Annotated in this window: 13 protein-coding genes; 8 read left to right on the forward strand and 5 right to left on the reverse strand. The window is 69.2% G+C overall.

Translation table 11 applies throughout. The features are described 5' to 3' along the window. Window positions 1-130: 130 nt before the first annotated feature. From gyrA to VN378_RS12030, 5 genes are all read left to right on the forward strand, one after another. Window positions 131-2,914, forward strand: a complete 2,784-nt coding sequence (gyrA, locus tag VN378_RS12010; RefSeq protein ID WP_325743815.1) for a DNA gyrase subunit A — start codon at window positions 131-133, stop codon at window positions 2,912-2,914. Between the two features lie 146 nt (window positions 2,915-3,060). Beyond that, window positions 3,061-3,864 (forward strand): aminotransferase class IV, encoded by an 804-nt coding sequence (locus VN378_RS12015; RefSeq protein ID WP_325743816.1) that lies wholly within the window; start codon window positions 3,061-3,063, stop codon window positions 3,862-3,864. 48 nt (window positions 3,865-3,912) lie between these two features. After that, window positions 3,913-4,395, forward strand: a complete 483-nt coding sequence (gene coaD / locus VN378_RS12020) for a pantetheine-phosphate adenylyltransferase (RefSeq protein WP_325743817.1) — start codon at window positions 3,913-3,915, stop codon at window positions 4,393-4,395. A gap of 13 nt (window positions 4,396-4,408) precedes the next feature. Continuing rightward, on the forward strand, window positions 4,409-5,251 hold the full coding sequence (locus VN378_RS12025) for a peptidylprolyl isomerase (protein ID WP_325743818.1): 843 nt from the start codon (window positions 4,409-4,411) through the stop codon (window positions 5,249-5,251). 23 nt (window positions 5,252-5,274) lie between these two features. Further along, window positions 5,275-6,168, forward strand: a complete 894-nt coding sequence (locus VN378_RS12030) for a peptidylprolyl isomerase (RefSeq protein ID WP_325743819.1) — start codon at window positions 5,275-5,277, stop codon at window positions 6,166-6,168. Here the strand turns inward: VN378_RS12030 and VN378_RS12035 are convergent. Then, the gene (locus tag VN378_RS12035; RefSeq protein ID WP_325743827.1) at window positions 6,165-7,304 is read right to left on the reverse strand and encodes a Ppx/GppA phosphatase family protein; all 1,140 of its coding nucleotides are present in this window, start codon (window positions 7,302-7,304) and stop codon (window positions 6,165-6,167) included. The genes VN378_RS12030 and VN378_RS12035 overlap by 4 nt on opposite strands. A 145-nt stretch (window positions 7,305-7,449) precedes the next feature. Between VN378_RS12035 and hspQ the strand changes: the two genes are divergently transcribed. Next, window positions 7,450-7,764: a heat shock protein HspQ gene (gene hspQ / locus VN378_RS12040; RefSeq protein WP_325743820.1), complete on the forward strand. Its 315-nt coding sequence runs from the start codon at window positions 7,450-7,452 to the stop codon at window positions 7,762-7,764. An 80-nt stretch (window positions 7,765-7,844) separates the two neighbouring features. Further along, the gene (phhA, locus tag VN378_RS12045; protein ID WP_325743821.1) at window positions 7,845-8,720 is read left to right on the forward strand and encodes a phenylalanine 4-monooxygenase; all 876 of its coding nucleotides are present in this window, start codon (window positions 7,845-7,847) and stop codon (window positions 8,718-8,720) included. Here the strand turns inward: phhA and VN378_RS12050 are convergent. After that, a complete protein-coding gene (locus tag VN378_RS12050) occupies window positions 8,687-9,952 on the reverse strand; it encodes an acyltransferase (RefSeq protein WP_325743822.1) in 1,266 nt (421 codons plus the stop codon). The genes phhA and VN378_RS12050 overlap by 34 nt on opposite strands. Before the next feature lie 131 nt (window positions 9,953-10,083). Between VN378_RS12050 and VN378_RS12055 the strand changes: the two genes are divergently transcribed. After that, window positions 10,084-10,905 carry a LytTR family DNA-binding domain-containing protein gene (locus VN378_RS12055; RefSeq protein ID WP_325743823.1) on the forward strand — a complete coding sequence of 274 codons (822 nt, stop codon included), beginning with the start codon at window positions 10,084-10,086 and terminating at the stop codon, window positions 10,903-10,905. On the opposite strand, the gene VN378_RS12060 is transcribed toward VN378_RS12055, so the two are convergent. The 3 genes from VN378_RS12060 to VN378_RS12070 all read right to left on the reverse strand — a co-directional run. After that, on the reverse strand, window positions 10,906-12,198 hold the full coding sequence (locus VN378_RS12060; protein ID WP_325743824.1) for an MFS transporter: 1,293 nt from the start codon (window positions 12,196-12,198) through the stop codon (window positions 10,906-10,908). It abuts the gene before it with no gap. 28 nt (window positions 12,199-12,226) lie between these two features. Continuing rightward, a complete protein-coding gene (locus VN378_RS12065; protein ID WP_325743825.1) occupies window positions 12,227-12,757 on the reverse strand; it encodes a GNAT family N-acetyltransferase in 531 nt (176 codons plus the stop codon). Window positions 12,758-12,761: 4 nt separating this feature from the next. After that, on the reverse strand, window positions 12,762-13,873 hold a 1,112-nt coding region (locus VN378_RS12070), incomplete at its 5' end, for an N-succinylarginine dihydrolase (protein ID WP_325743826.1).

Consider the following 13,873-nt stretch of genomic DNA (forward strand, 5'->3'; position numbering starts at 1 on the left):
CGCATGGGCTGGACTCCTTGTCTGGACGGAGCGTTTCCGGGCGGCTTCGCTTTGCCTCCGGGGTCCCCGGATGCTAGAAAACCCGTTCGCGGATCACGTTCCGATTCCGGCCATTTAAAGCCTGATTTCCTTGACTGACGACAGCTATAACGACGCCCTCCCGCCATCATCCGGCGGGGGCGGCGACATCTCCACCATCACCATCGAAGACGAGCTGAGGCGCTCGTATCTCGACTACGCCATGAGCGTGATCGTGTCCCGCGCCCTGCCCGACGCGCGTGACGGGCTGAAGCCCGTGCACCGCCGCATCCTGTATTCGATGCACGACCTGAAGATGACGCCGGACCGGCCGTATTCGAAGTGCGCCCGCGTCGTCGGCGACGTGCTGGGCCGCTTCCACCCGCACGGCGACGCCTCGGTCTATATGGCGCTGGTGCGCATGGCCCAGCCGTTCTCGATGGGGCTGATGCTGGTCGACGGCCAGGGCAATTTCGGCTCGGTCGACGGCGATATGCCGGCCTCGATGCGATATACCGAGGCCCGGATGGCCCCGGCCGCCTCGGCCCTGCTGACCGACATCGACAAGGACACGGTCGATTTCCAGCCGAACTACGACGAGAAGGAGCTGGAGCCCGTCGTCCTGCCGGCGCGGATTCCCAACCTGCTGGTCAATGGCGCCGGCGGCATCGCCGTCGGCATGGCGACCAACATCCCGCCGCATAACCTGGGCGAGATCATCGACGCCTGCGTGGCCCTGCTGGACGATCCCAACGTCAGCGACGACGCCCTGCTGGACATAGTGCCCGGTCCCGACTTCCCGACCGGCGGCGAGATCATGGGCCGGACGGCGCCCCGCAACGCCCTGCGCGACGGCCGCGGCTCGGTCATGGTGCGCGGCCAGGCGACGATCGAGACGATCCGCAAGGATCGCGAGGCCATCGTCGTCACCCAGCTGCCCTATCAGGTCAACAAACAGACCCTGATCGAGCGCATCGTCGAAATGGTCCGCGAGAAGCGAATCGAGGGCATTTCCGATGTCCGCGACGAGTCCGACCGCGACGGCATGCGAATGGTCATCGAGCTGAAGCGCGACGCGTCCGGCGACGTGGTGCTGAACCAGCTGTGGCGCTTCACGGCGATGCAGAGCTCGTTCGGCGTCAACATGCTGGCGCTGAACCACGGCCGCCCGGTGCAGATGGGCCTGCGCCAGCTGCTGGAGGCCTTCCTGGAGTTCCGGGAAGAGGTGGTCGTCCGCCGCATCAAGTTCGAACTGGCCAAGGCCCGCGACCGCGGCCATGTGCTGGTCGGTCTGGCCGTGGCCGTGGCCAATATCGACGAGGTCATCCACATCATCCGCAGCTCGGCCGATCCGGCCGAGGCGCGGGAGCGGCTGCAGGCCAAGAGCTGGCCGGTGGGCGACATGATCGCCCTGATCGAGCTGATCGCCGACCCGCGCTCGATGCTGGTCGACGGCGACAAGCTGAACCTGACCGACGAACAGGCGCGGGCCATCCTGGGCCTGACCCTGAGCCGCCTGACCGGCCTGGGCCGCGACGACATCTTCGGCGAGGCGCGCGGCCTGGCCGACACCATCCAGGGCCATCTGACCCTGCTGAGCGACCGCGCCAACATCCTGGCCGTGATTCGCGAGGATCTGCTGCTGGTGAAGGAGGAGTTCGCCGTTCCCCGCCGCACCATCATCGGCGAGGGCGATTTCGAGCTGGAAGACGAGGACCTGATCCCGCGCGAGGACATGGTCGTGACGGTCACCCACGGCGGCTACGTCAAGCGGGTGGCGCTGAACGCCTACCGGACCCAGCATCGCGGCGGCAAGGGCCGTTCGGGCGTGGCGATGAAGGAGGACGACGCCGTCGTCGGCGTCTTCTCGGCCTCGACCCACACGCCGGTGCTGTTCTTCGCCACCAACGGCAAGGCCTACAAGCTGAAGACCTGGCGTCTGCCGCTGGGCAATCCGCAGTCGCGCGGCAAGGCCTTCGTCAACCTGCTGCCGATCGAACCGGGCGATTCGATCATGAACGTCCTGCCGCTGCCCGAGGACGAGGCGGACTGGGCGAACTACGATATCATGTTCGCCACCCGATCGGGCGACGTGCGCCGCAACAAGCTGAGCGACTTCGCCACCGTCAACCGGGCCGGCAAGATCGCCATGAAGCTGGAGGACGGCGACCACATGGTCGGGGTGGCCCTGTGCACTGCCGAGGACGACGTCATGCTGACGACCGCCCTGGGCCGCGCCATCCGCTTCAAGGCCGACGACGTGCGGGTGTTCAAGGGCCGGGATTCGACCGGCGTGCGCGGCGTGCGCCTGCAGAAGGACGACGAGGTCATCTCCATGGCCGTGCTGGGCCGCGTCGACGCGACGCCGGACGAGCGGGCCGCCTATGTCAAACACGCCTCGGCCATGCGCCGGGCGATGGACGGCGAGGATGAGACCCCGACGGCAGAGGCCGACGACGAGAGCGGTGAAGGCTCCGCCGACGCCGCGCTGAGCGTCGAGCGGATCGCCGAACTGGGCGCGGCCGAGCAGTTCATCCTGACCGTCACCGACACCGGCTTCGGCAAGCGCTCGTCCGCCTATGAATACCGGCGCACGGGCCGGGGCGGGCAGGGGCTGACGGCCCACGGCCTGGGCGGCCGCGCGGGCACGCGTCTGGCGGCGTCCTTCCCGGTGGAGGACGGCGACGAACTGCTGCTGGTCACCTCGGGCGGGCAGATGATCCGCACGCCGGTCGGGCAGGTCCGCATCGTCGGCCGGTCCAGCCAGGGCGTGACCATCTTCCGCACCTCCGAGGGCGAGCGGGTCGTGTCGGTCGAATGTCTGCCGGACAGCGGCGGCGGGGAGGTCGACGCTGTCGAGGATGGGACGAACGAGGGCGAAGGCGGCGAAGGCTGAGTTTTCACACCGCTCATCCCGGCGAAAGCCGGGATCCAGTGCTTTGGGCGTTTCGGCGACCGGGGTTTTCGCTGACATTGATCCCAGGCAGCCTGCCTTACGAAAGGACTGGGTCCCGGCTTTCGCCGGGATGAGCGGAGATTTTCATGTCCCGAATCCCGGACGTATTCATCGACGGCCAGCCCGCCACGCCGGACGACCTGACCCATGTCGCCCTGGTCAACTACGGCGCCTACACCTCGTTCCGGGTGGAGCAGGGCGGCGCGCGGGGGCTGGACCTGCATCTGGCGCGGCTGGAGGCCGAAGCGGTCGAGCTGTTCGGTAAGCCGGTCGGCGAGACGCGCCTGCGCGATCTGATGCGGGAGGCCGCGGCGGGGCGCGATTCCTGCTGGCTGCGGGTGAGCCTGTTTTCGCCGGAGATCAGTCCCCGAACGCCGGACTGGCGCGGGCGGCCGCGGGTCATGATCGCCGTTTCCCCATCGCCGCCGCCGCTGGCCGACAGCGTGCGGCTGCAGGTCCAGACCCATGCCCGGGACGCGCCGCATCTCAAACATGTCGCGACCTTCGGCCTGATCCGCGCCCGTCGGCTGGCCCGCGCCGCCGGCTTCGACGACGCCGTGTTCGTGGATGTGGAAGGCAAGGTTTCCGAGGGAAGTCTCTGGAACATCGGATTTATTGCCGGAGACGACGTCGTCTGGCCGCAGGCGCCGATGCTGGCGGGCGTGGCCCAGGCGCTGGTCCAGCGCGGCCTCGGTCCTGTCGGCCTGACGGGCCGGGTGGAGCCGGTTCACGTGCAAGACCTGAGGCGGTTCGACGCCGCCTTCATCTGCAACAGCGCCACCCCGGCCTGCGCCGTGGCGGCGATCGGCGACCTGGCCTTCGCCCCGGCCCGCGGCCTGATCGAGCGGCTCGGCGCCGCCTGGGCGTCCAACCCGGCGCAACCGATCTAGGCCGTCTCCTTCGCACCTGCTAAACCGCTGGAAAGCGGGGAGGACTGTATGCGCATCGGCCTGTATCCGGGCACGTTCGATCCCGTGACCAACGGGCATATGGACATCATCGGCCGTGCGGTGAAGCTGGTCGACCGGCTGGTCATCGGCGTGGCGCGCAATGACGACAAGGGCCCGCTGTTCACGACCGATGAACGCGTCGAGATGGTTCGCGCCGAGGTCGCCCATCTGGGCGCCAAGGTCGAGGTGAGGGCCTTTTCCAGCCTGCTGATGCATTTCGCCGAGGAACTGGACGCCAGCATCATCGTGCGCGGCCTGCGCGCCGTGGCCGACTTCGAATACGAGTTCCAGATGACGGCGATGAACCAGCGCCTCAATGCCGACATCGAGACGGTCTTCCTGATGGCCGATCCGCGGCATCAGGCGATCGCCTCGCGGCTGGTCAAGGAGATCGCCCGGCTGGACGGCGCGATCGACAGTTTCGTCAGTCCGGCCGTCGCCAAGGCGGTCCGGGACAAGGTCAAGGGATAGAATGAGCTTCAGGATGGCAACCATCGGCGCGCTCTCGATCGCGCTTCTCGCCGCCGGCCTTCCGGCGGCGGCCCAGGCCCCCGCCGCCGAATGGCGCGCGGTCGCGCCCGAAAACCTGCTGGTCATCGACACCGCCAAGGGCCGCATCCTGGTCGAGCTGGACCCGGCCATCGCGCCGCTGTCGGTCGAACGGGTCCGGACGCTGGCGGCCCGGGGCTTCTACGACGGACTGAAGTTCCACCGCGTGATTCCGGGCTTTATGGCCCAGACCGGCGATCCTCTCGGCACCGGCGCGGGCGGCAGCGAGCTGCCGGACATTCCGGGCGAATTCCAGTTCCGGCGCGGACGCGACCTCGGTTTCGTCAGTCTGGACGTCACGCAGGCCGGACAGCTCGGCGTCGCCGGCTCGATGCCGATCTTCACCCAGCCGGACGCCCAGATGATGGTCACCATCGACTTCAAGACGGCGGCCCGGGGGCTGTTCTGCCCCGGCGTCGCCGGCATGGCCCGCAACCAGGATCCGAACAGCGCCAACAGCCAGTTCTTCCTCATGACCGGCGTGAACGAAAACCTGAGCGGCCTCTATACGCCCTTTGGCCGGGTCGTGGCGGGGATGGACGTGGTCAAGGCGCTGAAGGCGGGCGACGAGGCCGCGAACGGCCAGGTCGCCGATCCGGACGTGATGACGCGCGTCCGCCCGGCGTCGGCCCTGCCCGAGGGGCAGCGACCGGCCGTGCGCGTGATGACGCCGCGCAGTCCGGCTTTCGCGGCCCTGGTGGAGCAGAAGCGGACCGAACTGGGCGCGCGTTTCACGGTTTGTGACGTACAGCCGCCGGCCGAAGTGACCGGCGGCTGATTCGGAAAAAGGGGGGGAAGACGATGCGACAGGTTCCCGGTCTCGCGGCGCTGGCCGTTCTGGCGGCCGGAGGGGCGAACGCCCAGGACGCCGGCGGCACGCCCGCGCCGCCTCCGCCGCCCACGCCCGAAACCACGATCGCGGCGCCCGAATGGCGGACGGCGCCGGCGGAAAATCTGCTGGTCATCGATACGACCAAGGGCCGCATCCTGGTCGAACTGACGCCCGAGGTGGCGCCGCTGCATGTGGAGCGGATCAAGCTGCTGGCGCGCCGCGGCTTCTATGACGGCGTGCCGTGGCACCGCGTGATCGACTGGTTCATGGCCCAGACCGGCGATCCGCTGGGCAATGGCGAGGGCCAGAGCCCCTATCCCGACCTGAAGGCCGAATTCACCTTCCGCCGCGAGGCGACCATGCCGTTCGCGGCCGTGGCCGAGCCGGCCGGCGCGCGCGTCGGCTTCCTCCATTCGCTGCCGGTGCAGACCCAGCCGGATTCCGCCTTCGCCCTGACCGGGGACGGCAAGGTTCACGCCTGGGGGCTGTACTGTCCCGGCGTCGCCGGCATGGCCCGGGACGAGGGCAACGACACCGCCAACAGCCAGTTCTTCCTGATGCGTCAGGCCTATCCGGCGCTGGACAAGCGCTACACCATCTGGGGAATGACGGTTTCGGGTCTGGACGTGGTGCGATCCCTCCAGGTCGGAGACGGCGACAACGGCATGATGGCGCAGACCCAGCCGGACCGGATGACCCGGGTGCGGATCGCCGCCGACATTCCCGAAGCGGAGAGACCGGCGGTTCAGGTGCTGGCGACGGATTCGCCGCGCTTCCGGGCGCTGGTCGAGGAAACCCGAGCGGCGCGGGGCGCGGACTTTTCGGTCTGCGACGTCACCCTGCCGGTGCAGGTCGTCAACTAGCCGGGTCCGCCCGGGGCGCCGCCGCCTGCACCCCGCCCACGCCGCCGGCGGCGGGTCGGGGTTCGCGCGGCGCGCATCTGCTGCAACAGCAGGCCCTCGCGCAGGCCGCGGTCCGCGACGCGGACGCGTTCTGACGGCCAGGCCTGCTGGACCGCCTCCATGATGGCGGCGCCGGCCAGAACGAGGTCGGCCCGGTCCGGCCCGATGCAGGATTCCGCCGCCCGGCCGGCGGGACCGAGGGCCATCAGCTTTTCAGCCGCCTTTTCGCAGTCGCCGCTGGTCATCCACAGGCCATCGACGAGGTTCCGCTGATACCGGCGCAGGCCCAGATGGATGCCGGCCAGGCTGGTGATGGCGCCGGACGTGCCGATCATGTGGCCGCGGCCGCCGGTGAAGATGTCGCGCAACGCCGGGCTGACGGGCGCCGCGGCGAGGGCCTGGCCCATGTCCGCGACCATGGCCCGGTACCACAGATCCAGTCCCGCTTCGGGCTCGGGGTGGCGTTCGGCCAGGGTCACGACCCCCACCGGCGCCGACATCCACCCCTCGAGGACGAAGTCTCCCCGGTCGCGCCGCCTCAGCCAGCTGAGCTCGGTTGATCCGCCGCCGACGTCCACGACCAGGACGGCTTCGGCCGAATGGTCGAACAGGTTGAGACAGCCCTCCACCGCCAGCCGGGCCTCCTCGACCGGATCGATGATCCGGAGTCTGAGCCCCGTGCCGAGGCGGACCCGCTCAATGAAGGCTTCGCCGTTGTCGGCCTGGCGGCACGCCTGGGTCGCCACGGCCATCAGCCGGGACGAGTCGACGCCCTTCCTGGCGACGCGCTCGCCGCACAGCACCAGGGCTTCATAGGCCCGGTCCATGGCCGCGTCGTCGAGCCGCCCGGTGCGGGACAGGCCTTCGCCCAGACGGACGATGCGGCTGAAGGAATCGACGACCCGAAAGCCGTCGCGGGCCGGCTTTGCGATCAGCAGCCGGCAGTTGTTGGTCCCCAGATCGAGCGCGCCATACAGGGGCGCCCCGCGACCTGACGCCCCGAAACCGTTGACGGCGCCGCCCCGGGCGCGCTGTCCATCGGGCCTTCGGGGCTGGGACCGCTCGTCACGCCGTGGCGCGCCGTCGGTCTCCGGCATGGGCCGAACTTTCAAGGTGGGCGGTCCAATACGGCGCCCGTCCCCGACACCTTAGGACCGGCAAACGGTCCGCGCCAAGCAGGTGACGCGAAAATGAACGGCGTCACGCCCATAAGGCTCAGGTTGGGTCCGGCATTGTCTGGCCATGACCCGTCAATCCGTCGCGAAATTCGGCCTCGGCCAGATCGTCCGCCATCGGGACGCCGCCTTCCGCGGCGTCGTGATCGACATCGACCCCAGCTATGCCGGCGATCCCGCCGAAACCGGCGAGGCGTCGCCGGACCAGCCCTATTACCAGGTTCTCGCCATAGGGCCGGACGGCGGCTTCGTCGCCTATACCGCCGAGAGCGCGCTGGAGCACGATCCCGAACTGTCCGCCCTGAGCGTGGAGGCCGAGCGTCGCTGGTTCACCGTCGACGCCCGGGGGCGACACGCGCCGCTGGCCCACGCCATCCACTGACGACGGCTGGCGCGGACCCCGCCGCGGGCCTAGATTGCCGACAAGGGCCAGTCAGAGCCCGCAGGTTGCAGGAGCCGTCCATGTCAGACTTCGAGCATGTGTTCGACAAGCCGCCCGAGGGCGCGGCCGCCGACTGGACCATTCCGCAGGACTGGTCGTCCTATACCGAGGTCGAGCACCGGACCTGGGACACGCTCTACGCCCGGCAGATGAAGATCCTGCCCGGCCGCGCCGCCGACGTCTTTCTGAAAGGGCTGACGGCGCTGGACCTGAACACCGGCGGAATCCCGGATTTCGCGGTCATGAACCCCAAGCTTCAGGCCCTGACGGGCTGGACCGTGGTGTGCGTGCCCGGGCTGGTGCCCGACGACGTCTTCTTCGACCATCTGGCCAACCGCCGCTTCCCCTCGGGCCAGTTCATCCGCAAGCCGGATCAGCTGGACTATCTGCAGGAGCCGGACATCTTCCACGACGTCTTCGGCCATGTGCCGATGCTCAGCGATCCTGACTTCGCCGACTATATGGAGGCCTATGGCAAGGGCGGCCAGCGGGCGGCCTCGCTGGGCATGCTGCAAAACCTGGCGCGGCTGTACTGGTACACGGTCGAGTTCGGCCTGATGCAGGATGCAGGCGGCCTGCGCATCTATGGGGCCGGCATCGTCTCGTCGGCGACCGAGAGCGTCTTCTCGCTTGAGGACCCGTCGCCCAACCGGCTGGGCTTCGAACTCGAGCGGGTGATGCGGACCCTGTACCGGATCGACGACTTCCAGCAGGTCTATTTCGTCATCGACTCGATCGAGGCCCTGAAGGCCGAGACGCTGAAGGATTTCGGCCCGATCTACGACCGGCTGAAGGGCGCCGACGACATAGCCATCGACGCCATTCTGCCCACCGACCGGGTCTTCACCCGCGGCACCCAGGCCTATGCGGGCAAGGGCGGCCGGTTCGCGGCCTGATCGGGGGTCTTCCCCGAGCGCGGCCTGACGCCGAGCAGGAGGCCCAGCCATCCCGACCGCCGGGCGATCTCATAGGCCGCGAAACAGGCGGCGAAGGTCGCCGTGATCACCAGCCCCGCCTCGACCGGCAGGGGCAGGTTCAGGGGCATCAGATACCAGGCCGCCAGGATGATCACCGTCTGGTGCACGATGTAGAACGGGAAGACGCCGACGCTCAGATAACGCAGCACCGGCCCGCCGCGGTTCAGATAGCGCGCGCCATAGCCGAGGATGGCGGCGATCCAGGCCCATTGATCGATGGCGTAGACGACCCGCATCGCATGGCGCAGCGACTCGGGCGGCGCCGCGTCGTCGGCCCGGTAAATCCACGCATAGGTCGCCCACGCCGCCCAGGCGAGCACCGCGAGGATCGCCGCGGGCTGGCGCAGCCGCATGAAGTTCGCCTTGAGCGCTTCCGACCGCGCCATCAGGAAGCCGAACAGATAGGCCCCGAACGACAGGGCGTGATTGTACCAGTCCCCCCAGAAGGCGTGGGTCACCTCGAAGATCGGGGCGAGGGTGAAGCGCAGAAGGGCGAACCAGAGTATCGGCCAGATCAGCAGGCCCCAGCCGGCGCAGGCCCGCTCGACCCGGCGGCTCAGGACATCCAGCGGCTTCCCCGGAAGACCGACGAGGGCCGCGACAAGCAGGCCGTAGGGCAGCAGGTAGGCGACGAACCACAGATGATTCCAGGTCGGGGTGGTCAGGCAACCGTCGGCGTCGCACCAGCCCCCGTAGCCGGTGGCGTATTTGATCCAGAAGTCCTGCAGCCACGGAGAATGCGCGGGATCCGCGACGCCCAGCCATTGGGCGGCCTGGAAGACCTCATAGTAGCTCTGGGGCGGAACGATCACGAACATGCCGAACAGCAGGGCGGGCAGAAGCCGCAGGATACGGGACCCCGCCAGCCGTCGGCCGGCCCGTCCTCCGCGGGCTTCAAAGCCGTCCACCATGAACCGGGTCGCCGCCCCCGAAACCACGAACAGCAGGGTCAGCCGCCAGGGGCTGGTGATCATCATGAACGGCTGGACCGCCTCGACGATGCGGGGGCTCTTCACATGGAAGTCCCAGGACACATAGAGCATGCCCACGTGATAGAGAATGAGCAGGAAGAAGGCGCCGACCCGGATCCAGTCGAGGTCGTATCGGCGGAGGGGGCCCGAGGCGGCGTCGGGGAGCGGTGTGGACGACATGGCGGTTTTCCATGAGCGATGAACGGTCCCCCGGGGTCCCATCCGGAGGCCGCGTTGGGCAACCGCGCCGGGACGGGCGGAGCAATCGACGGGACACGGCCAGCCAGGCTGTGACGACCGGCGCGCACCCTGTGACGGGCGGATGGGTCCGGGCGCCCCTGGATGGTCGCGACCTGCGCACGGCCTGGCTGGTGATCGCACCCGTCACGGCGATCGTGATTTCGGTGAACGCCCTGACCAACCTCAGCGACATGCCCCACATCGCACCGTGGGAGCCGTGGGTCTGGGAGATCAGCAGCGCGATCGCCATCATGTTGGCGATGCCGGTCCCCTGGCTGGCCACGGCCCTGGCGCCGCCCGACGAGGCGGCGGCCGAGGGCTGGCGGCCCAAGGCGCGGTTCGTGCTGATCCATCTCGCGGCCCTGCTGGCCTTTTCGACGTTGCATGTGGCCGGCTTCGTCCTGCTGCGCACAGTCGCTTACGATCTTATGGACGCGGGCCCCTATGAGTTCGGGGACCGGTTCATCTACGAGCTGCGCAAGGACCTGATCAGCTACGCGACCTACGTCGCGACCTTCTGGCTGATCGGCTATCTGCGTCGACGGCGTGATGAGCCGGTGCGGCCGGTCAGTTTCGACATCCGCGACGGCGCCCGGATTATCCGGGCGGCCCTGCCGGACATCGTCGCCGTGTCCTCGGCCGGCAACTATGTCGAGTTCTGGCTGGCGGACGGACGTCGCCCACTGATGCGCGCGACGCTCGCGGCCATTGAGGTGGAGCTGGAACGGTTCGGCTTCGTCCGGGCGCACCGGTCGTGGCTGGTCAATGCGGGGCGCGTCACCGGCCTGCGGCCCGACGGGTCGGGGGACTGGACCGTCGAACTCGGTCTGATGGAGGCCCCGCTGTCGCGCCGCTATCCACAGGCGCTGGAACGGCTCAGGTCGCCGGCCTGATCAGTCGTCGTGGACGATCAGGCTGCGATGCTTCGTGTCGCGCATGAACAGATAGACCAGCAGCGACACGCCGATCATGCCGGTGACGTACCAGAAGAAGGCGCTCTCGATCCCGTTCGACTTGAACCACAGGGCGACGTACTCCGCCGTGCCTCCGAACACGGCGTTGGCGATGGCGTAGGGCAGGGCGACGCCCAGGGCGCGGATATGGGCCGGGAACAGTTCGGCCTTCACCACGGCGTTGATGGCGGTGTAGCCGCTGACGATGACCAGCGACGCCATGGCCAGAAGGAAGGCGATGAAGGGGCTGTCGGCCGTGGCCAGGGCCGTCATGATCGGCACGGTCAGCAGCACGCCCGAGACCCCGAAGGCGATCATCACCGGCTTGCGGCCAATCCGGTCGGACAGGGCGCCGACCGCCGGCTGAAGCAGCATGAAGACGAACAGGGCGGCGGCGCTGATCTGGGTGGCCGTGTCCTTGGAGAAGCCCGTCGTATTGACGAGGAATTTCTGCAGGTAGGTCGTGTAGGCGTAGAAGGCGAGCGTGCCGCCGGCGGTCAGGCCCAGGACCAGCAGGGCCTCGCGCGGATGCTTCAGGATCAGCAGCAGGGCGCTGGATTTCGGGGCCTCGCCGGCATCGGAAGCGATGAAGGCCGAGGTTTCGTCCAGCCGTCGGCGCAGCCAGAAGACGACCACGGCCAGGGCGGCGCCGACAAAGAAGGGAATGCGCCAGCCCCAGGCCTTGAGGTCGGTCTCGTCCAGCGTGCTCTGCAGCAGGATGAGCAGCAGCAGGGCCAGAAGCTGGCCCGAGATCAGGGTGACGTACTGGAAGCTGGACCAGAAGCCGCGGTGCTTCGCCGTCGCCATCTCGGACAGATAGGTGGCCGACGATCCGTATTCGCCGCCGACGCTGAGGCCCTGCAGCAGCCGGGCGAACAGCAGCAGGGCCGGGGCGGCGACGCCGATGGCCGCATAGCCGGGCGTCAGGCCGATGATCAGGCTGCCGGTGCACATCAGGGTGACCGAGAGGGTCAGGCCGGCCTTGCGGCCCTTGCGGTCGGAATAGACGCCCATGACCCAGGCCCCGACGGGGCGCATGAAGAAGCCGACGGCGAAGATGGCGGCGGTGCTGAGCAACTGGGCGGTGGAGTCGCCCCTGGGGAAGAAGACCGGGGCGAAATAGACGGTGAAGGCGGCGTAGGCGAACCAGTCGAACCATTCGACCAGATTGCCGGCCGAGCCGCCGATGATGTTGCGCAGGCGGCGGGCCGGATTCATCGAAGATTCGGTCATCCGTCCCCCTTCCCTCTGGTCAGAAGGGCTAGAGCGGTTTGCCCATCCTGACCAGAGGCACCGGCGCGCCGCCCCGGTCGTCGTCGAAGCGTTCGATCTCGCCGTAGCCATTGGCGAGGTAGAGGGGCTCGCCGCCGAGGGTGGCGACCAGTTCGACGCGGTCGTAGCCGGCGGCCCGCGCGGCCTCCTCGCACGCCCGCAGAATCAGGCGGCCGACGCCGCGGCGGACGAACTCGGGCGCCGTGTACATGGCGCGGACGCGGGCGGCGTCGACGCCGGGCGTCAGCGGAGCCGGCGCGCGGCCGGGCGTGTGGTCGCCGCCGTAGGTGGTGATGCGCCGGCTCCAGCCGCCGCAGCCGGCGAGGACGCCCTCGGCCTCGACGATGAAATAGGTCCGGTCGGCGATGATCTGGCTGTCCAGTCCCATCAGCCTGCGGCTGGCGGCGACCTGGTCCGGAGTCAGGAAGGCGGCGAGCGGACCGGAGATGGATCGGTCCATCAGGGCGACGAGCGCCGGGATGTCGGCCTCGGTCGCGGTGCGGATGGAAAAGGCTGACATCGGCTCAGACCCGCTGGAAGGGATAGAAGCCTCCGCCCAGCGCGAGGATGTCCGTCAGCGCGTCCAGCGCGCCGCGGCTTTCGTCCAGCAGGGCGGGATCGGCGAGATCGCGGGGCGTCAGCGCATCCCGATACCAGGCGGCGGCCCAGGCCGTCAGGCGGGCGTGGAGGGCGTCGGTCATCCGCATGGCGGGGTGGGTCGCGGCCAGCTCGGCCCCGGTCAGGACCACGCGCAGGCGCAGGCAGGCCGGCCCGCCGCCGTTGCGCATCGACTGGCGCACGTCGACGTATTCGACCCGGCCGATGGGGCCGTTGGATGAGGCGAGCCGCTCGGCGACGGCGTGGCTGCGGGCGTTGTCGCGGGTCTCGGTCGGGCAGATCAGGGTCAGGCGGTCCTCGCCCGGGATCCGCACCAGCATGGAGTTGAACAGATAGCTGGAGATGGCGTCGGCCAGCGGCAGGTCGGCGGAGAACACCTCGATGAAGATCGGCTCGAACAGGCCGTCGGCGGCGGCGCGGATGTCGGCCTTGGTCGCCGCCGTGTCCTCGAAGGCGAGCTCGTGGAAGAAAAGGGTCTCCAGGGCGCCGACGCAGACGACGTCGTTATGGAAGGTCCCGCCGGCGATGGCGGCCCGGGACTGGCGCGGAAAGACGGCGCGAGCGGCGCCGTGGCGGCGGGCGACGGCCTCGGAGGCCTCGCGGGTCTGGCGGGCCGGGAAGGCGCCGGACCAGGGTTCATACGCCTCGCGGCCCCAGACGAGGATGTTGACGCCGGGCGCGCCGTGGTCGGCGCACAGGCGGACGTGGTTGGCGGCGCCCTCGTCGGCGAGATGGGCGACGGAGGGGAGGGCGTCGTGGACGGCGAAGCGCGCAGGATCCGGGAAGAGGGCGTCCAGCGCCCGCTTCGTCTGCCGGTGCTCCAGCGAGCGGTGCAGGTTGGTGACCAGGTTGGCGGGGGTGAAATGGACCCGGCCGTCGGCGGCGTCGGCGCTGGGGGTCACCGTGGCGGCGTTGGCGGCCCACATGGGCGAGGCGGAGCAGGCGGCGGCGGCGAAGGAAGGGGCGGTCCTCCAGGCGGCTTCCAGCACGGCGGCGTCGGAGCCGGTGAAGCCGAGGC

This window comes from Brevundimonas sp., assembly GCF_035561115.1.
In the GTDB taxonomy this organism is placed as follows: Bacteria; Pseudomonadota; Alphaproteobacteria; order Caulobacterales; family Caulobacteraceae; genus Brevundimonas.

Bases quoted from the DNA above. Each gene is read 5' to 3' on its own strand.
- VN378_RS12015 (WP_325743816.1), top strand. From the start codon at position 3,061: ATGTCCCGAATCCCGGACGTATTCATCGACGGCCAGCCCGCCACGCCG.
- coaD (WP_325743817.1), top strand. From the start codon at position 3,913: ATGCGCATCGGCCTGTATCCGGGCACGTTCGATCCCGTGACCAACGGG.
- VN378_RS12025 (WP_325743818.1), top strand. From the start codon at position 4,409: ATGGCAACCATCGGCGCGCTCTCGATCGCGCTTCTCGCCGCCGGCCTT.
- VN378_RS12030 (WP_325743819.1), top strand. From the start codon at position 5,275: ATGCGACAGGTTCCCGGTCTCGCGGCGCTGGCCGTTCTGGCGGCCGGA.
- VN378_RS12035 (WP_325743827.1), bottom strand. From the start codon at position 7,304: ATGCCGGAGACCGACGGCGCGCCACGGCGTGACGAGCGGTCCCAGCCC.
- hspQ (WP_325743820.1), top strand. From the start codon at position 7,450: ATGACCCGTCAATCCGTCGCGAAATTCGGCCTCGGCCAGATCGTCCGC.
- phhA (WP_325743821.1), top strand. From the start codon at position 7,845: ATGTCAGACTTCGAGCATGTGTTCGACAAGCCGCCCGAGGGCGCGGCC.
- VN378_RS12050 (WP_325743822.1), bottom strand. From the start codon at position 9,952: ATGTCGTCCACACCGCTCCCCGACGCCGCCTCGGGCCCCCTCCGCCGA.
- VN378_RS12060 (WP_325743824.1), bottom strand. From the start codon at position 12,198: ATGACCGAATCTTCGATGAATCCGGCCCGCCGCCTGCGCAACATCATC.
- VN378_RS12065 (WP_325743825.1), bottom strand. From the start codon at position 12,757: ATGTCAGCCTTTTCCATCCGCACCGCGACCGAGGCCGACATCCCGGCG.